This window comes from Amycolatopsis tucumanensis (assembly GCF_021654135.1).
Classification (GTDB): domain Bacteria; phylum Actinomycetota; class Actinomycetes; order Mycobacteriales; family Pseudonocardiaceae; genus Amycolatopsis_E; species Amycolatopsis_E tucumanensis.
The window spans coordinates 39,083-56,267 of the sequence record NZ_JAKGSD010000041.1 but is presented as its reverse complement, the minus strand read 5'-3'; the positions used below and the strand labels follow the sequence as shown (position 1 = coordinate 56,267).

Here is a 17,185-nt window from a genome sequence, read left to right as displayed (position 1 = left end):
GACTACGTACACTGCGCAAGTGACCGTTGTGGAAAGCGTGTTGTCGCACACGCCCGAGCCACTGCGCTCGGTGTTGATCAAACATCGGGAGCTGCTCAAATTCGGGATCGTCGGCGGAACGACCTTCATCGTCGACAACGGTGTCTGGTACCTGCTGAAACTGAGCGTGCTGGAAGACAAGCCGACCACCGCGAAAGCGATCGCGATCATCGTCGCGACCATCGTGTCCTACATTCTCAATCGCGAATGGTCGTTCCGGACTCGTGGGGGACGGGAAAGGCACCACGAGGCGGCGCTGTTCTTCGTGATCAGCGGCCTGGCCGTGGCCGTGAACCTGATTCCGCTGTGGGTGTCGCGGTACGTGCTGCACCTGGAACTGCCGCACGTGAGCCGGTTCGCGCAGGAGGCGGCGGACTTCGTCAGCGGGTCCATCATCGGCATGCTGCTGGCGATGGTGTTCCGCTTCTGGGGCTTCAAGCGGTGGGTCTTCCCGGACGAACTGGGGAAGCGCCGCAGGGACCTCTCCCGCGACGAGGCCGACAGCAACGCCTGACGCTGACCGCTCTGGGTTCGGCTGCGGCCGGCCCCAGCTCAGTGGCGGCACGCGCTCCGCAGGCCAGCACTCGTTCATGCTTTCCGGCACCCGCGGGCAGCGCCACGCTTCCGCCACCGGCCCCGGGCGAACCGCCCCAGCAATGCCTGACGCTGCCGCCTCGGGGGCTTACGGCAGCCGGCTGAAGCTCGCCCCGCTCAGCGGGGCACGCGCTCCGCGGGCCAGCGCACCTCCGGCACGTCCCCCGGGTTCGGCACCCGCAGGAACAGGCTGAACACCGCCGGCCGCCGGCTGGACAGTTCCAGCCGCCCGCCGTCGGCTTCCGCCAGGGCACGAGCCAGCGCCAGCCCGACCCCCGTCGAGCCGCCGCCGGAAAAGCCTCGCTCGAAGATGTGCGGCGCGAGGTCGTCCGGGATTCCCGAGCCGGTGTCGCTCACCTCGACCACCACCGTGCCCTCGGTCTCGCCGCGGCGCGCGGCCAGCGTGACCGTCCCCGCCCCGTGCCGCAGCGCGTTGTCCAGCAGCACGCCGACCACCTCGCGCAACCGCCCCGGCGTCGCCCGCGCCATCAGGCCCTCGCCGATCCGCAGGCGCAGGTTGCGGCCCTCCGCGCGCAGCAACTGCCGCCACTCCTGCGACACCTCGGGCAGCTCCGCGGCCAGCTCCAGCGCCTCCGTGTCGACCTCGCTCGCCGCACGCGCCGCCGCCAGCAGCTCCTCCAGCGCCTCCGACAACCGGTCCGCCTGCTCCTGCGCCGCCCGTGCCTCCTCCGCCGTGTCCGGGTCGTCGGCCACCGTCAGCGACTCCAGCCGCAACTGCAACGCGGTCAACCTGCTCCGCAGCTGGTGCGACACGTCCCCGACCAGCTGCCGCTCCCGCTGCACGAGCTGCGCCAGCGCGGTCCCCGACGTGTCCAGCGCCTCGGCGACCATGTCCAGCTCACCGATCCCGTAGCGGCTGGTGTCCGGCCGGAAGTCCCCGCCGCCGAGCCGCGCCGCCCGCTCGGCCACGTGCCGCAACGGCTTGGCCAGCCGCCGGGCGGTCACGGTCGCCACCACCGTCCCGATCGTCACCGAGAACACCACCAGCAGCAGGACCGCCAGCGTGACCGTGGTCTGCCGCGACCGCAGCGGCCCGGACGGGATCGACAGCTCCAGGTGCCCCTGCCGCGCCAGCTGGACGGTCGCCGTCACCGGGTCCGCCCCCGGGTCGGCGCCCTCGGTCATCCGGTCCTGGCCCGGCACCTCGACGACCAGCTTGCCGCCCTGCGGGATGGCGACCGACACCTGCGTGAGGTCGTTCTGGTCGAGCGCGCCGTCGGCCAGCTCGGTGTCCAGCGTCGCGGCGATCTGCGCGGCGCGGCCGGCCAGGTCCTCGTTGTAGATGCTGTCGACCAGCTTCCACGCGGTCACGCCGAGCGGGATGCCCAGCGCCGCCGCGGTCACCGCGACGGCGAGCAGGATGGCGAGCAGGATCCGGCGGCGCACTAGTCTGCGTTGAACCGGAAGCCGACGCCGCGGACCGTCGCGATCCGCCGCTCACCGTCGCCGTGGTGGATCACCGACCCCTTGCCGTCGCTGGTCACCGACAGCTTCCGGCGCAGCCACGACATGTGCATGTCGAGCGTCTTGGACGTCTTGGACTCCAGGTCGTTCCACACCTCGGCGAGGATCTCGTCGCGGCTCACCACCTGCCCGGCGTGGCTCATCAGCACCCGCAGCAGCTCGAACTCCTTGTTCGCCAGCTGCACCTCGCGGCCGTCCACGAGCACCATCCGCGCGCCGAGGTCCATGCGCACCCCGCCGGCTTCCAGCACCTCCGGCACCCGGCGGCGCAGCAGGGCGCGGATGCGGGCCAGCAGCTCGGCGAGCCGGAACGGCTTGGCCACGTAGTCGTCCGCGCCGGCGTCGAGGCCCACCACGAAGTCGACCTCGTCGGTGCGGGCGGTGAGCATCAGCACCGGCAGCTCGCTGCCGTTCGCGCGCAGCCTGCGGCACACCTCCAGACCGTCCATGCCGGGCAGTCCGAGGTCGAGCACGAGCAGGTCGACCCGCTTGGCCTGGGTGGTGTCGAGCACCGCGGGGCCGTCCCCCACCACTTCGACGTCGTAGCCCTCCCGCTCGAGCGCACGCGACAGCGGGTCCGCGATCGCCGGGTCGTCCTCGGCCAGCAACACCATGCTCACCTGGCCAACTCTACGACCGCGGCCCGTGAAAACATCGTGGCGTGGCGAGCTACACGGACGATCTCATCCTGGCGGGGAAGCTCGCGGACGCGGCGGACTCGATCACCACGGCCCGGTTCCGCGCCCGCGACCTGAAGGTCAGCAGCAAACCGGACCGCACGCCGGTCACCGACGCGGACACGGCGGTCGAGGACGCGGTGCGCGAGGTGCTCGCCGCCGAACGCCCGGACGACGCCGTGGCGGGCGAGGAACGCGGCGGCACGGACTGGGAGTCGGGCCGCGCGTGGGTGCTGGACCCGATCGACGGGACGAAGAACTTCCTGCGCGGCGGCCCGGTGTGGGCGACGTTGATCGCGCTGGTCGAGGACGGGCAGCCGGTGGTCGGCATGGTCAGCGCGCCGCTGCTGGGCCGCCGCTGGTGGGCCGCGGCGGGCGAGGGCGCGTGGATGAGCGACTCCGCGGGCGAGCGCCGGATCTCGGTGTCGGCGGTGTCCGCGCTCTCCGACGCCTACCTGTCCACGACGGACCTGGGCTCGTGGACCGAGTACCACTCGCGCGAGGCGTACCTGGGCCTGGTGGACGCCTGCTGGGAAACCCGCGCCTTCGGCGACTTCTGGCAGCACTGCCTGGTCGCCGAGGGCGCGATCGACCTGGCGGCCGAGCCGATCGTCAACCCGTGGGACGTCGCGCCGATGCAGATCCTGCTCACCGAGGCCGGCGGCCGGTTCTCCGACCTGACCGGCGCGGAGCGCTTCGACGGCGGCTCGGCGCTGTCGTCGAACGGGCACCTGCACGACGAGGCGCTCGGCTACCTGCGGCGGTAGCGCTCGCCGGTCACGTCCCAGAGGTGGTGCAGCGGGTCGTGGATGAAGTAGCGCGCGAAGGTGTCGACGGTGAAGTGCGCGCCGTCGCTGCGGGTGCCGGTCCGGTCCCACTCCGCGCCGGTCACCTCGGCGAGCGCCGTGGCCAGCCGGTCCGCCGCCGCGATCAGCTCGTCCGCCACCACCCGCGGGTCCTGGGTGTCGTACCGGTCCTCGACCGCCGTCGCGTCCTGGTCCCAGTTCGGGAACCGCGGGGCGTCCTGCGTGCGGATCAGCCGCAGGCGCTCCAGGTAGATCCGGCACACGTCACGCACGTGGCAGCCGTACTCCAAGGTGGACCACTTGTCCGGCGCCGGCCGCTCCCGCGCGTCCGGCCGGCCCAGCGCCTCGCGCCAGGCGCCGGCGTTCGCGCGCAGCATCGCGGGCACGTCTTCGCGCGTGAACGTCGCGGCGTCGAAACCGCATTCCGGGCACGGCGCGCGAAGCACCCAGGTCCAGTCCTTGGTGTCGGGGGTGATCATGGGTCGAGCATCACCGCGGCGCCTCGCGAGCACCAGCGCGAATTCCTTAACGGTGCCGTCAGCCCGTCTTAAGCCGGCGCGGGCAGCAACCCCACCGCACCGCGGGCGACCTGCGACCACGCCAGCCTGCCGAACAGGTAGTGGCAGGCGACCTGCTCGTTGGTGAACCGGGCCCAGTCGTAGCGGTTGCCCTGCTCGCGCCAGAACACCTCCCACACCGGGCCGCCCTCTTCGGACTCCTCGACGCGCAGCAGGCACCACGCGTTGTCGGCCTCCTTGCCGATCGAGATCACCTCGCCGGGCACCCCGATGGCCGCCAGCCACCGCACGATCGACTCGACGTTCACTGCGCAGCGCCCTCCTCGAACGTGATGTCCGCCAGATACCCCAGGGTGACCAGCTCGTCGGCCGAATAGACTGCCCGGTACCGCTCGCCGCCGCCGGGCTGCCCGAACCACGGCGCCGACACCGCGCGCCAGACCGGCACGTCCCGCAGCACGCGGTACCGCCGGTAGCCGGTGTCGCGGACCGGCGGCGGCAGCGACCGCCGCGCGAACGGGGTGCCGTCCGGGGCGAACACCCGGCCGCGCGGATCGCCGAACCGGTCCAGCACCGTGCCCTCGGCCAGCACCTCCGGCTCGCCCTCCGCGGTGCCGCCCTCGGGGTACAGCTCGCCCGGCGGCCACGCGTACTCCGGCACCTCGCGGCGCTTCCCGGCGAGGAACCGGCGGTCCCAGTCGCGTTCGTGCAGACCGCCCAGCGGGTCGTACCCAGCGAGCACCTCGGCCGGGGGCGTCCCGGCGGGCGAGGGACGGCGGCCGTACCCGGCCTGGACCTTCGCCAGCGCGTCGTCGGTGCGGATCAGGTCCGAGCGCGGGTGGTCGTGCGGCGGGAACCGCAGCCCCGGCGCGTAGTCGACCTCGCACGGCGGCGCCGGCAGCTGCCGCGCCGGCTTGTCGGTGGCGACGGGCAGGTGGCCGATCGGGAACATGTGGACCCGGAACAACGCGACGATCGTTTCCCGTTCCTGCCGCGGCGCGCCCATCGGCTCCGGCGCGCGCGAGGCGGGTTCGGGATACGGCTGGTACGGCTGGCGCGGGCCCGGCGCGACCGGCGGCTGCGGCCCGACCGGTGCTTGCGGTGCGACCGGCGGCTGCGGCGCGACTGGTGCCTGCGGCGCGAAGGGGGCCGCGTACCCGGCCGCGGGAGCCGCCGGCGCGTATCCGGCAGCCGGAGCGGGCGCGCCCGGCAGTCCGGGCATCCCCGGCATTCCCATCGGCGGCACGGCGTTCTCGGAGAACCCCGCGGCGACGGTCGCGTTCGGCAGCCCGGTCGACGGCGTCGGCACCTCGTCGAAGCCGCCGGAGTCGAGCAGCCCCTCGTACTGCGGCAGCGACGGCGGGGTCGGCGGGTCCGGCAGCTGGATCGGGCCCGTGTCGGTGTCGGCGAAGGCCGGTTCGGGAACCACGGGCGGCACCACCGGCGGCGTCAGCACGGCCGAGGCCACCGCCGACGGCACAGCCGGCGCGGACGGCGCAGCCGGCGGCGCGCTGCCGAGCACCGCGGGGGACGGCGTGACGCCCGGCGCCACCAGTTCCGGCGCCAGCCCGGTGACCACCCCGAGCAGGGCGCCCTGGCCGTCCGGCGTGCGGGCGCCCGGGTTCGGCTCGACGAGCGGGGTGACCAGCGAGCCGACCGGCGCCGGCCCGAGGGTCGCGGCGAGGCCGTGCGTCACGACCGCCAGGTTCGCCGCGGTGCCACGCAGGATCGGTTCGACGCCGAGGATCGCGGTCGGGTGGCCGTTCTCCGCGGCGGCGAGGCTCGCGTCCCGGTTCTTCGCGGCCTCGACGAGCTGCCGCACCAGTTCGACCTTCGCGGCGCCGACCTGCTCGGCCGCGTTGTCCAACCGGTCGGCGGCTTCGGCGGCGCCACGGGCGGCGGCGGTGAGGTGCCCGTTCTCCGGGTCGACGAACGCCGACCACGCCCGCCCGGCCGCCTCGCCGGCGTCCCGGGACAGCGCGGCGACCGCGGTGCCCGCCTGCTGGTCGGCCTCCGCGGCGAGCGCGGTCAGTTCGCGGTGCGCGTCGCGCCAGGCGGACGCCTGCTCACGCAACCTGTCCTCGTCCGCGTCCGGCCAGGACAGCCCGGTTTCCGCGGCGAGATCGGCGAGTTCCCGCGGCAGCTCGATGCCCATGCGCTACCCCTGTGCCGTGTCGGTGATCGCCTGCTGCGCGTCCTCTTCGGACCCGCGGTAGCGCCCGGCGGCCTCGCCGACGGTCTGCCCGAACGCCGTCAGCCGCCCGGACAGGCTCCGCAGCCCGGCCAGCGTCTCCTCGGCGGACGGCACGTGCGACGCCGCGATCGCCTGCCCGACCGGGCCGTCGCCCCACGCCCCGTCCGCGCCGGCGAGGGCGCGCTCCAGCCGCTCCGCGACCGCCGCCGCGCGCTCCGCGAGGTTGCCGAAGTCGCCGGAGGAAACCGCGAGCCGGTCGGCGTCGGCCTCGAACCCGCCGCTCATCGCGTCATCCAGCGGTGGTCCTCGAGGCTCTCCTCGTCCGGGGCGAGACGGGGCTTCGCGGGCGCGATCTCGGTCGCGTCGAGGTCGCCGGTGCCGAGCAGCAGCGCCTGCGGATCGGTGCCCGCGGGCAAGACCGGCGCCAGCACCTCACCGGCCCGCGCGAGCGCCCGCACGGTGGCTTCGGCGGTGACGCGCACGATCTGCTGCGCCAGCTCGTTCGGCCGGTACCGCCAGTACGCGCCGTCCGCGACGGTCAGGGAAGTCAGGGTGCCGCGCGGGCCGACGGTCGCCGTGATCAGCCCGTCGGCGTCGGTGGCCGAAGCGGTGACGGCCGCGAGATCGCGCTGCGCCGACGCGAGGTTCTCCCGGCTGCGGCGGTAGTCGGCGAGCAGTTCCTCCACCTGCGCCCGATGCTCGGTCACGGCACCCCTCCTCGCGAGTACAGCAGTCGGCTCGGACTCGGACGCGCGGCCGCGCGCTCCGGTTCCCCCTCGGCATCAGGTTGCCTCATCGAGCCGAAATACGCATGAGTGCCCGAACCGTGTCACGTCGTGCGGTCAATTCGAAACCAGCCGCGGCGAACATCTCGACGGTGCCGTGGTAGAGCTCGCCCGCGGGCCGCTTTTTCCTGGCGTCCACCGGATATCCCTCGACCACGCGGGCGCCGCGGTCGAACGCGTGCCGGGTCGCGGCGCGCAGCATCGCCGCCGCGATGCCCCGCCCGCGGGCGCGGCGGTGCACGTAGAAACACGTCACCGACCACACGTCCGTGGGATCGTCGTCCGGCAGCGCGGCGACCCGGGAGGTGGCCAGGCGCGGGTTGTCCAGCCGGGGCGAGACCGCGACCCAGGCGACCGGCTCGTCGTCGAGGATCCCCAGCAGCCCCAACGGTTTCCCGGCGCGCACCTCATCGCGCACGTGCGCCTTGTGCCCCTCGGGACCGGTCTCGCGGAACTGCCTGCTGGTCATCCGGAACCAGGCGCACCAGCAGCCGCCCTGCAGCCCGCCCGGGCCGAGCAGCCGCTCGAACAGCGGCCAGTCACCCGCGGTCAGCTCCGTGATCCGCAGGTCGCTGGATCGGGTGAGATCACCGGACGCCGCGGCCACGGGGTTGCGGTCCCTGCTCGCCGGGGAAGTCGTCGTACGGGTTGTCGTTGACCTGCCGGTAGATCATCGTGTGCACCCGTTCGACGCGCGGGATGTCCTCGAACCGCAGCGGCTCGTCCGAAGCGGACTCGATCACCAGCGTCCCGCAGCCGAAGAGGCGGTCCACGATGCCGTGCTCGAACTGCACGCTGCTGATCCGGCCCAGCGGGATGTCGATGCCGGTGCGCTTGATCACGCCCTCGCGGACGATGAGGCGGTCGGTCGTGACGATGAAGTGGGTGGTGCGCCAGCGGACCAGCGGCACCAGGAAGAACCAGACGATCAGCACCACCGCGACCACGGCGATCGCGATGCGGGCCACGTCGTTCCACGGCGCGGGCGCGTCGCCGGCGAGCGTGACGAGCCAGATGCCCAGCCCCAGCGTCACGAGAAAACCGATCACCGGCCAGATCAGCATCTTCGCGTGCGGATGGCTGTGCACTATGACCTGCTCGTTCTCGCTGAGCAGATCGTCGGGGTAGGCCACTGCGAACTCCTCTCGCGACCGCTTCACCGTACCGGGCGCAGGTGCACGACGTCTCCGGCGAACACGATGTGCCGCTTGCCGTCCTGGCCACGCACTTTTAGCTGGCCGGCGCCGTCGACGTCCTCGGCCGTGCCGAGAATCGTGTGGTCGCCCGGCAGCAGCACGCGCACCTCCTGACCGAGGGTCTCGCAGCGGGCCCGGTAGTCGTCCAGCAGGCCGGCCTTCGCGAGGTCGCCGCCCGCCGCGCGCCAGCGGTCCTCCCGGTCGGCGAGGGCGGCCAGCAGCAACGTGGCGATGTCGGTGCGGTCGGTGGTGCGGGCGCCCTGCTCGGCCAGCGACGTCGGCAGCAGCCCGCCCGCGCCCGGCTCGACACCCGGGCCCAGCGGGCGGACGTTCAGCCCGATGCCGAGCACCACGCCCAGCTCGTCCCCGGCGACGGCCTCGGACAGGATGCCCGCGCACTTGCCGCGGTCCGGGCCGGCGAGCACGTCGTTGGGCCACTTGAGAACGGCGTCGACACCCAGTTCGCCGGTCAGGTCGGTCACCGCGAGCCCGGCCGCGATCGCCAGCGAGCCCAGCGCGCTGAACGGGACCTCCACCGGGCGGAGCAGCACGCTGAGATAGATGCCACTGCCCTTGGGGGACGCCCACACCCGCGCGCGCCTGCCGACGCCGGAGGTCTGCTCCTCGGCGATCAGCACGGTCCGGTCCGCCGCGCCCTCGACGCTCGCCCGCCGCAGGTCGGCGTTGGTGGAGCCGGTGCTGGGGACGACGTCCAGCGCCGCGTACGGACCCTGCGGGGCGAGCAGTTCGGCGCGCAGCCGCCCGGCGTTGATCGCGTTCATGTGGGAAGCCTATTCGCCCTCCGTCACGCACGAGGGGGTCCGGTCGTTGGATCACTGTGTCCGGAGCGGCCGTTGTCTTTTAGTGTTGGCGAGGTGACCATGCGTTTCCGATCCTGGGGGCGGGCCGCCGCCGGGCGTGCCCTGATCGCGCTGATCCTCGTCGCCGCCGTGGGCACCTGCGGGTGGCTGCTGGTCGAGCCGCCGGGCGAACAGGTGCGGGCCGCCGCCGACGTGGTGCCGCCGGAGCCGCCGCCGGGCAACGCGGCGCTCGCGTCCGCGCCGACCGTGCTCGAGCCGAACGCCCCGGTGCAGGCGCAGGCGCCCCAGGAGCAGGGCCGCAGCGAGCTGGAGAAGTGGGCGGCCGGGCTGAGCGGTCCGCTGGACATCCCGGAGCGCGCGTTGATCGGGTACGCGACGGGCGAGCTGACGTTGCGCGAGGAGGACCCGGGCTGCCACCTGTCGTGGGTGACGCTCGCCGGGATCGGCAAGGCCAGCACGGACCACGGCCGGTTCGGCGGCGGGTCGCTGGGCGCGGACGGGACGCCGGCGAAGGCGCTGGGCGCGGTGCCGCTGACCGGCGCCGCCGGTGAGGCCGCGACGGAGCCGCGCAGCGGGCCGATGCAGCTCACCCAGGCCGAGTGGCAGCGGGCCGGCGCGCGGGGCGACGTCCAGGACATCGACGACGCGTCCGTGGCCGCGGGCCGCACGCTGTGCGCCGGGAACACCGACCTGCAGGCCGGGCAGGGCTGGTGGAAGGCGATCGAGCACTACCGCGACTCGGACCTGTTCCGCCAGCAGGCGCTCGGCAACGCCCAGCTGTACGCGCAGCTTTCGCTGGATCCGGCGTCGGCGTCCGCGCCGTCGGTGCGGGCCACCCGGTTCGCCCTCGACCAGCTCGGCCTGCCGTACGTGTGGGGCGGCAACGGCCCGGACGCGGGCGCGGCCGGGTTCGACTGCTCCGGGCTGACGAAGGCCGCCTACGACGCGGCGGGCGTGAACCTGCTGCGCACCGCGGACATGCAGTTCCGGTCCACCCCGGCGGTCGCCGAGCCGAAGATGGGCGACCTGGTGTTCTACGGCAACCCGGCGACCCGCATCCACCACGTGGGCCTCTACCTGGGCAACGGCCTGATGATCAACGCGCCGACGCAGGGCATGGCCATCCAGATCGCGACGTACCGCACGCGGACGGACGACTACGCGGGAGCGAGCCGCCCGGCCGCCTGACGCAGTCACCTCCTGAGCCGGCGGTTGTCGAGCTTCTTGGCCCGCAGGTAGCCGCCCGTTCCTCCGCCACGTCATCGACGACCTGATCCACTCGGCTCAGCGCTGCCACGAGATCCTCCGGCCAGAGGTCCGGAACATCACCACCGGTGGGTGTCCCAGTGCACGACTGCACCACCTCGTGAAGGAATTCGGCCGCAGGCGTGGAATTGTCGTACTCCCCGGGCAGGATGGCCGACATGACCGAGACCGGCTCCACCCCGACCACTTCCATCCGCTCGCGGCTGGACCGCGAAGGCCTGCCCCGCAACGGCCGCGCGCATCGCCGGCCGCCCGGCACGATCGCGAGGCGTGAACCGCTTCGAGCCGAAGCCACGCTGCGCCGGCCCAAGCAGCCACCACGCACGTCTGCCGCCCGGACCGCGACGCGACCGGGCAGCCGTCACGAGCACGGGAGTTTGTGGGCACCTCAACTCAACCGTTGCCGTGGCGGGCCAGCTCGTCCAGGTACCGGCTGACCGGGCCGAGCGTGAGCAGTCCGCTGCCCGCGCCGGCCAGTTCGCCCGCCGCGGGCAGCAGTTCGGCGTGCAGGCGGGCCATCGCCGGCCGGTCGCCGCGGCGGATCGCTACCAGGGCGTGCAGGCACGTGCGGGCTTCGAAGAGCAGGTCGCGCGGAGAGGGCGGGATCTCCGACCCGTCGTCGGACACCACCGGGCGGCACCACGGCTCGTAGGCGCCGAAGTCGAGGTCGTGCCCGGGGTCGGCGCCGCGCTGGAGGCGGTCGCACAGCAGGGCGAAGCCGAGGATCCCACTGTCCACACCGGACATCCCGGTGCCTGCCAGCCGGGCCGCCGCCGCGCGGTACGCCGCTTCGGCGGGCTGCCCGGCCGCGGACGTCCGCATCGCGCGATACCACTGCGTGAACACGCCGACGAGCGGGATCTCGTGCTTCTCGCCGAGCTCGTCGGCCGCCTCCGCGTGGCGGTCGGCGGTGGCGAAGTCGGCGAGGGCCGAGGCGGCTTGCACCAGGACGAGGTGGCCGAGCACCTCGAACGTCACCAGTTCGTGGCGCCGGGCCAGCTCGACCAGCTCGCGCCCGATGCGGGCCCGCTCCGGTGCGAGCCCGGCGCGCTCGAAGGACTGCATGAACCGGGCGTTCAACGCGAACGCGAGCAGGGCGGGATCGTCGAGGCGCCGGGCCAGTGCCTCGGCTTCCCGCGCGGCCCGCGGTCCCCGGTCGCCCGCGGTGTTGCGCAGTTCGAGGGCGAGCGTGGCGAGCAGACGTGCGCGAACCGCGTCTTCGCCCGGTGGCAACGCGTCCAGGGTCCGCTCGGTCGCGTCGGCGATCCGCCGGGCGAGCGCGGGATCGTCGGCGGCGGTCCAGATCGCGGGCACGTCGAAGGCGACGAGCACGCGTGCGGTCAGCGCGGGGTCACCGACCTGCTCGGCCAGGGTGAGCGCCTCGGCCCGGTGCTCGCGCGCTCGATCGAGCTCACCGGCGACGGCCAGCGCCCGCACGAGGCCCATGATCAGCTCGAGCCGCTCCGGCACGCCGGCGCCGGAGCCCACACCCCGATCCGCGCCCACAGCCGCACCACGATCCCCACCGGCAGCCGCACCAGCTGCGCCGCCAGGCACACCACCAGCCCCACCGGCAACCGCACCACCTGCGCCGCCAGCCACACTGCCATCCCCACCGGCAACCGCACCACCTGCGCCGCCAGCCACACCGCCATCCCGACCGGCAACCGCACCACCTGCGCCGCCAGCCACACCGCCATCCCCACCGGCAACCGCACCACCTGCGCCGCCAGCCACACCGCCATTCCCACCGGCAGCCGCACCACCACCGCCAGCAGCGGCAGCACTCCCGCCGGCCACGCCACGATCCGGCTCGGCGGGCGCGCGGCGGTCGGCGTGGTCGAGCGCGGCCTGCCACAGCCGCGCGGCCTCGTGCGGGGCGAAGCGGCGCTCGGCGTCCTCGGCCGCGGCGCGCGCGTACCGCACCGCGGCGGGTGCCTCGGCGAGCAGGAAGTGGTGCGCCAGCGCGGCGCCGTCCCCGGGCCGCAGGCGTTCGATCGCCTCGCCGATCCGCGCGTGCAACCGGGCCCGGCGCGAGCGGGACAGGTCCTGGTAGAGCGTGTCGCGGACGAGGGCGTGCGCGAACCGGAACCGGCCCGGCCCGTGTTCGACGAGGAAACCGCGTTCGGCGGCGAGTTCGAGTGCGTCGAGGGCGTCGCCGGGCAGGAGGTCCAGGTCGACCTCGGTGCCGATGACCGCGGCCTGCCGCAGCACGGCCTGGACCGCGTCGGGCAGCTGCGCGACGCGGTACCGGACCACGTCCCGCACGCCCGGCGGCACCGCCGAGAGCGCACCCTCGGTGTCGAGCACGCGCGCCAGTTCGCGCACGAAGAACGGGTTGCCGCCGCTGCGCTGGTGGATCGTCCGGGCGGTGCCGGTGTCGACGTCCCGGCCGGTGGCGGCCCGCACGAGCGCAGGCACCGCGTCCGCGGGCAGGCCGCCGAGGTAAATCCGCACCGGCTCGGCCCGCGCGATGCGGCCGAGGAAACCGGCGAGCCCGGGGGCGACGTCGGTGCTGCGGTAGGTGGCGACGATCAGCACCGGCCCCGGCAGCGGGTCGGTGACCAGCGCGGACAGCAGCGCCAGGGTCTCCTCGCCTGCGCAGTGCAGGTCGTCGAGGACCAGCAGCAGCTTGCCCCGCCGGGCGAGCTGTTCGCGCACGGCGCGGTGCCACTGGAAGCGGTTCGGCTCGGCCGGGGGCGCGATGCCGAGCGCGTCGAGGATCCGGGTCCACGGCCAGGCGGCGGGCATGCCTTCGTGCTCGGGGTTGACGCCCCACGCGGTGGACCAGCCCCGCGCTGCCATCTCAGCGGTGAACGCTTCGGCGAGCGCGGTCTTGCCAGCGCCCGCCTCGCCGGAGATGAGGACGAGGGACGCCCGCCCGGCGGCCTCGACGAGCCGTGCCAGCTCGTCATCCCGCCCGACGAGCGGTTCCCCCAGCGCAGCGCCCCGCCCGCCCGACGCCTGACCCCCCAGCGCAGCGCCCCGCCCACCCGACGCCTGACCCGCCAGCGCAGCGCCCCGGCCACCCGGCAGGCCCGACGCCTCACCCTCCGACTCATCGCCCCGCCCGACCGAGCCCGGCGCCCGGCCACCCGACTCAGCCACCGCACCACGCAGCTCGGGCGCCTGCGCGAGGATGTCCGCCTCCAGCTCGCGCAGGTCCGGCCCTGGGTCGACGCCCAGTTCGTCGGCCAGCGCCTGCCGTGCCCGGCGCAGCGCGGCGAGCGCGTCGCCCTGACGGCCCGCCCGGTACAGCGCGAGCGCGAGCAGCCGCCACCCGTTCTCCCGCAACGGATGCGCGCCGGTGTGGGCCTCCAGGTCCGGCACGGCTTCCGCGGCACGCCCGAGGCCCAGCAACGCGTCCGCCCGGCGTTCCACCGCGAGCAGGCGCAGCTCGTCCAAGCGGGCGATCTCCGCACGCGCCCAGGCCTGATCGGCGAACTCGGCGTAGGCCGGGCCGCGCCACAGACCCAGCGCTTCGTCCACAAGGGACAGTGCTTCGGCCGGCGCGAGACCGGCGGACTTCGTGACCGCCTCCTCGAAACGCCACGCGTCGACCTCCTCGGCGCGCAGCGCGTAGCCGCCGCCGGTGGTCACGAGCAACTGCGCGGGGGTGCGCGGCGGCCGGTCGGGTTCCAGCGCGCGACGCAACGCCGCGACGAAGGTCTGGATGGCACCGACCGCGCCATCGGGCGGGTCGGCCCACAGGTCGTCGACGAGGCGGTCGACCGGCACCACCCGGCCGCGCGCGATCAGCAGACGCGCGAGAACGGCCCGGTGCCGCGGTCCCTTGAGGTCGAGCGGACCTCGCCCGGCCTCGGCGATCAGCGGGCCGAGCACCGCGAACCGCACGGACGAGCCCATCACCACGCACTGTAGCCGCTGAGCGCGTGCTGATCCGTTGCTGACCGGGCCGGCGCACGCTCGGTGCCATGCAGATCACCGGATTCGACTACCAGCGGGTTCCCGTCGCCGAGGGCGTTTCACTCAACGTGGCCATCGGCGGTTCCGGCAGCCCGGTCGTGCTGTTGCACGGCTTCCCGCAGACCCACCTGATGTGGCGGCACGTGGCCGCCGACCTCGTCGCCGACCACACCGTGATCGTGCCGGACCTGCGTGGCTACGGCGACAGCGACAAGCCCGCGGACACCGGCGAGACGTACTCCAAGCGCACGATGGCCGCCGACGTCGTGGCGGTGGCCCGCGCGTTCGGGCACTCGCGGTTCGCGCTGGCCGGGCACGACCGCGGCGCGCTGGTCGCGATCCGCGCCGGACTGGACCACCCGGACACCGTCACGCACCTGGCATCGCTGGACGTGCTGCCGACGCTGGACATGTGGGACGTGATGCACGGCGCGAGCGCGGCGGTCGGGTTCCACCTGTACCTGATGGCGCAGCCGCCCGGGCTGGCGGAGAAGATGATCGGCGCCGTGCCGGACGAGTTCTTCGGCTACTTCCTGGACGCGTGGACGCAGAACCCGGACGCGATCCCGGCGGACGTGCGGGCCGAGTACCTGCGCGCCTCGCGTGAGGCGGTGACCTCGATCGTCGCCGACTACCGGGCGACCGCCGGGATCGACATCACGCACGACACCGCCGACCGCGAAGCCGGCCGCCACCTGACGATGCCGGTGACCGTGCTGCAGCAGGACTGGGGCGCCGCGCTCGGCTACGACGCCGCGGCAGTGTGGCGGAAGTGGGCGCCGGACCTCGACCACCGGACGGTGACCTCGGGCCACTTCATGGCGGAAGAAGGCCCGGCCGAGGTGATCAAGGCGCTGCGAGACCTCCTGGCGCGATGACGGCGAGCAGCGGACGGCGGATGACCGACTAGCCCCGTCCGCTGCTCACCAGCCCGTGCTCCGGAACGCGCTCCCGGCTCAGGGCCGTCACCACAGCGCCGAGCAAGGCCAACGCGCCCGTGATCGCGGCCGCGTAGTTCACCCCGGCCGCACCGGGCGCCACCGCCAGTACGACCGCGACCAGGGCGATCCCCAGCGCGGATCCGACGTAGCGGGCCGTGTTGTTGGCCCCGGTGCCCATCGCGGCTCGGTCGGGCGGCACGGTTCGCACCGAGAGCCCCGCCAGCGCCGCGTTCGACAGGCCTGTGCCGACTCCCGCCACGGCCAGCCCGGGCGCGAAGTGCCACCACGACGAGTGCGCCGTCAACCCGAGCGTGGCCAGCTCCCCCGCCGCGCACAGGCCGAGCCCCAGCGCGGCCTGGCGCCGGTCGCCCAGCCGTCCCGTCACCCGCCGGGCCTGGGCGGCCACCACGAACGACACGCCCGACCAGATCGACACCACCGCCGCCGCGGCGAGCGGGGTCAGCCCGAGCAGCCGGTGCAACAGGCTGGGCAGGAACGTCATGTACGACACGACCGCGATCCCGCTGGTCAGCGCCCCCGTCGTGGCCGCGCGGAACGCCGGGGCGCGCAGCAGCCGCAGGTCGATCATCGGCTCCGCGACCCGCAACTCGACCACGACGAACACCCCCAGCAGGACCACCGCCGGCGCCGCCCAGACGACCACACCCGCGTCCCACCCCGCGCGGGCCTCGGTCAGGGCCGCGACCAGCAGCGCGATCCCCGGCCCGAGCGTCAGCAGGCCCGCGAAGTCCGTCGGCCGCGGGATCCCCCGGGACTCCGGCAACCGCGCGCCCGCGGCCGCCACCGCCGCGCCGAGCAGCGCGATCAGCCAGTACACCGACCGCCAGCCCGCCGGCGCGGTCAACAGCGCGGCCATCACCGGCCCGACCGTGATCCCGCCACCGAGCATCGCGCCCCACAGCCCCGTCGCCCGCACGCGCGCCGCCCCGGCCGGGTGGGCGTGCGCGATGAGCCCCAGGCTGGACACCAGCAACGCCGCCCCGGCCACGCCCTGCACGATCCGCCCCAGGACGAACGCCCACGTCGCCGGGGCCAGCGCGCACAGCACGCTGCCGGCCGCGAGCCCCGCTCCGCCCAGCACGAACACCCGCCTGCGGCCGAACGTGTCCGCGAGACTCCCCGCGATCAGCAGCGCCGCGGCCAGGCCGAGGCTGATGCTCCCGAGGATCCACGTCTGCCCGGCGGGCCCCGCCCCGAGCGCGTCCGCGATCTCGCCGAGCGTGGCGAGCGGCGCGGTGAAGTTCACCAGCACCAGGAACGCCGCGGCGCACGCGATTACCAGCGTTGCCATCACCCCTCCAGTTCAGTCAACGAACTAGAAGGGACACTAGCAGCAGTAGTTCAATAACTGAACCAGTCGCTATGCTGGATCCGTGGCACTCGGCAAGGACTACGCGACCCAGGACTGCTCACTGGCGCGGGCGCTGGAGGTCGTCGGCAAGCGGTGGACGCTGCTCGTCCTGCGGGACTTCTTCTACGGCGTCCGCCGGTTCGGCGACCTGTGCGCGCACCTGGACATCCCGCGCGCCGTCCTCACCGACCGGCTGAAGTCCCTGGTCGCCGCGGGCCTGCTCGAACGGCGTCCGCGGCCGTCCGGCCACGAGTACGTCCTCACCGAGCGCGGCATCGCCCTGTGGCCCGCGGTGTTCGCGTTGGCGCAGTGGGGCGAGCACGAGTTCGGGCCGCCCGCCGGGCCGCGGCGCGTCTTCAGCCACGCGGACTGCGGCACGGCCGTCACGGAGTCCGGGCTCTGCCCGCGCTGCCGGACCGTCCCCGCGCCGGCGGACCTGGTGGTGAGCCTCGGCCCCGGTGCGAAGCGCGACCACCGGGACGACCCGGTGAGCGTCGCGCTGCGGGAGCCGCACCGGCTGTTGACCCCGCTGACCTGATCCGCTCTGCGCGAAATCCCTGGCCC

General features: G+C 74.2%; 17 protein-coding genes. 5 read left to right on the top strand and 12 right to left on the bottom strand.

The features are described from left to right. Nucleotides 1-19: 19 nt before the first annotated feature. The gene (locus tag L2C96_RS31380) at nucleotides 20-553 is read left to right on the top strand and encodes a GtrA family protein (protein WP_020423026.1); all 534 of its coding nucleotides are present in this window, start codon (nucleotides 20-22) and stop codon (nucleotides 551-553) included. Between the two features lie 197 nt (nucleotides 554-750). On the opposite strand, the gene L2C96_RS31375 is transcribed toward L2C96_RS31380, so the two are convergent. Then, a complete protein-coding gene (locus tag L2C96_RS31375) occupies nucleotides 751-2,040 on the bottom strand; it encodes a sensor histidine kinase (RefSeq protein ID WP_020423027.1) in 1,290 nt (429 codons plus the stop codon). Continuing rightward, a complete protein-coding gene (locus L2C96_RS31370) occupies nucleotides 2,040-2,732 on the bottom strand; it encodes a response regulator transcription factor (RefSeq protein WP_237338793.1) in 693 nt (230 codons plus the stop codon). The genes L2C96_RS31375 and L2C96_RS31370 overlap by 1 nt, the downstream gene beginning before the upstream one ends. Nucleotides 2,733-2,779: 47 nt before the next feature. On the opposite strand from L2C96_RS31370, the gene hisN reads away from it, so the two are divergent. Further along, on the top strand, nucleotides 2,780-3,562 hold the full coding sequence (gene hisN / locus L2C96_RS31365; RefSeq protein WP_020423028.1) for a histidinol-phosphatase: 783 nt from the start codon (nucleotides 2,780-2,782) through the stop codon (nucleotides 3,560-3,562). On the opposite strand, the gene L2C96_RS31360 is transcribed toward hisN, so the two are convergent. The 8 genes from L2C96_RS31360 to L2C96_RS31325 all read right to left on the bottom strand — a co-directional run bounded on the left by L2C96_RS31360 (nucleotide 3,547) and on the right by L2C96_RS31325 (nucleotide 9,076). Continuing rightward, a complete protein-coding gene (locus L2C96_RS31360) occupies nucleotides 3,547-4,080 on the bottom strand; it encodes a DinB family protein (RefSeq protein ID WP_237338775.1) in 534 nt (177 codons plus the stop codon). The genes hisN and L2C96_RS31360 overlap by 16 nt on opposite strands. Nucleotides 4,081-4,148: 68 nt before the next feature. Continuing rightward, the gene (locus tag L2C96_RS31355) at nucleotides 4,149-4,427 is read right to left on the bottom strand and encodes a hypothetical protein (protein ID WP_017986852.1); all 279 of its coding nucleotides are present in this window, start codon (nucleotides 4,425-4,427) and stop codon (nucleotides 4,149-4,151) included. Continuing rightward, nucleotides 4,424-6,274, bottom strand: a complete 1,851-nt coding sequence (locus L2C96_RS31350) for a TNT domain-containing protein (RefSeq protein ID WP_237338774.1) — start codon at nucleotides 6,272-6,274, stop codon at nucleotides 4,424-4,426. Before L2C96_RS31350 ends, L2C96_RS31355 begins: the two co-directional genes overlap by 4 nt. 3 nt (nucleotides 6,275-6,277) lie before the next feature. Beyond that, the gene (locus L2C96_RS31345; protein ID WP_020423031.1) at nucleotides 6,278-6,598 is read right to left on the bottom strand and encodes a hypothetical protein; all 321 of its coding nucleotides are present in this window, start codon (nucleotides 6,596-6,598) and stop codon (nucleotides 6,278-6,280) included. Further along, nucleotides 6,595-7,020 carry a YbaB/EbfC family nucleoid-associated protein gene (locus L2C96_RS31340; protein WP_020423032.1) on the bottom strand — a complete coding sequence of 142 codons (426 nt, stop codon included), beginning with the start codon at nucleotides 7,018-7,020 and terminating at the stop codon, nucleotides 6,595-6,597. Before L2C96_RS31340 ends, L2C96_RS31345 begins: the two co-directional genes overlap by 4 nt. An 85-nt stretch (nucleotides 7,021-7,105) precedes the next feature. Further along, nucleotides 7,106-7,705, bottom strand: coding sequence for a GNAT family N-acetyltransferase (locus L2C96_RS31335; protein WP_237338773.1), 600 nt, complete (start codon nucleotides 7,703-7,705; stop codon nucleotides 7,106-7,108). Then, complete coding sequence (locus tag L2C96_RS31330) at nucleotides 7,686-8,231, bottom strand: PH domain-containing protein (protein ID WP_017986847.1); 546 nt, start codon at nucleotides 8,229-8,231, stop codon at nucleotides 7,686-7,688. The genes L2C96_RS31335 and L2C96_RS31330 overlap by 20 nt, the downstream gene beginning before the upstream one ends. Nucleotides 8,232-8,254: 23 nt before the next feature. Continuing rightward, a complete protein-coding gene (locus L2C96_RS31325) occupies nucleotides 8,255-9,076 on the bottom strand; it encodes a biotin--[acetyl-CoA-carboxylase] ligase (RefSeq protein ID WP_237338772.1) in 822 nt (273 codons plus the stop codon). A 99-nt stretch (nucleotides 9,077-9,175) separates the two neighbouring features. Here L2C96_RS31325 and L2C96_RS31320 point away from each other — a divergent pair, with 99 nt between their 5' ends. Beyond that, nucleotides 9,176-10,303, top strand: coding sequence for a C40 family peptidase (locus L2C96_RS31320; RefSeq protein ID WP_237338771.1), 1,128 nt, complete (start codon nucleotides 9,176-9,178; stop codon nucleotides 10,301-10,303). Between the two features lie 471 nt (nucleotides 10,304-10,774). Here L2C96_RS31320 and L2C96_RS31315 read toward each other — a convergent pair whose 3' ends face one another. Continuing rightward, the gene (locus L2C96_RS31315) at nucleotides 10,775-14,248 is read right to left on the bottom strand and encodes an ATP-binding protein (protein ID WP_237338770.1); all 3,474 of its coding nucleotides are present in this window, start codon (nucleotides 14,246-14,248) and stop codon (nucleotides 10,775-10,777) included. Between the two features lie 68 nt (nucleotides 14,249-14,316). Here L2C96_RS31315 and L2C96_RS31310 point away from each other — a divergent pair, with 68 nt between their 5' ends. Further along, nucleotides 14,317-15,186: an alpha/beta fold hydrolase gene (locus tag L2C96_RS31310; RefSeq protein ID WP_237338769.1), complete on the top strand. Its 870-nt coding sequence runs from the start codon at nucleotides 14,317-14,319 to the stop codon at nucleotides 15,184-15,186. Nucleotides 15,187-15,214: 28 nt separating this feature from the next. On the opposite strand, the gene L2C96_RS31305 is transcribed toward L2C96_RS31310, so the two are convergent. Then, complete coding sequence (locus L2C96_RS31305) at nucleotides 15,215-16,561, bottom strand: MFS transporter (RefSeq protein WP_237338768.1); 1,347 nt, start codon at nucleotides 16,559-16,561, stop codon at nucleotides 15,215-15,217. An 82-nt stretch (nucleotides 16,562-16,643) separates the two neighbouring features. Between L2C96_RS31305 and L2C96_RS31300 the strand changes: the two genes are divergently transcribed. Continuing rightward, nucleotides 16,644-17,159 carry a winged helix-turn-helix transcriptional regulator gene (locus L2C96_RS31300; protein WP_237338767.1) on the top strand — a complete coding sequence of 172 codons (516 nt, stop codon included), beginning with the start codon at nucleotides 16,644-16,646 and terminating at the stop codon, nucleotides 17,157-17,159. Nucleotides 17,160-17,185 lie beyond the last annotated feature (26 nt).

Bases quoted from the DNA above. Each gene is read 5' to 3' on its own strand.
- L2C96_RS31370 (WP_237338793.1), bottom strand. From the start codon at position 2,732: ATGGTGTTGCTGGCCGAGGACGACCCGGCGATCGCGGACCCGCTGTCG.
- L2C96_RS31360 (WP_237338775.1), bottom strand. From the start codon at position 4,080: ATGATCACCCCCGACACCAAGGACTGGACCTGGGTGCTTCGCGCGCCG.
- L2C96_RS31350 (WP_237338774.1), bottom strand. From the start codon at position 6,274: ATGGGCATCGAGCTGCCGCGGGAACTCGCCGATCTCGCCGCGGAAACC.
- L2C96_RS31345 (WP_020423031.1), bottom strand. From the start codon at position 6,598: ATGAGCGGCGGGTTCGAGGCCGACGCCGACCGGCTCGCGGTTTCCTCC.
- L2C96_RS31325 (WP_237338772.1), bottom strand. From the start codon at position 9,076: ATGAACGCGATCAACGCCGGGCGGCTGCGCGCCGAACTGCTCGCCCCG.
- L2C96_RS31320 (WP_237338771.1), top strand. From the start codon at position 9,176: ATGCGTTTCCGATCCTGGGGGCGGGCCGCCGCCGGGCGTGCCCTGATC.
- L2C96_RS31315 (WP_237338770.1), bottom strand. From the start codon at position 14,248: ATGGGCTCGTCCGTGCGGTTCGCGGTGCTCGGCCCGCTGATCGCCGAG.
- L2C96_RS31310 (WP_237338769.1), top strand. From the start codon at position 14,317: ATGCAGATCACCGGATTCGACTACCAGCGGGTTCCCGTCGCCGAGGGC.
- L2C96_RS31305 (WP_237338768.1), bottom strand. From the start codon at position 16,561: ATGGCAACGCTGGTAATCGCGTGCGCCGCGGCGTTCCTGGTGCTGGTG.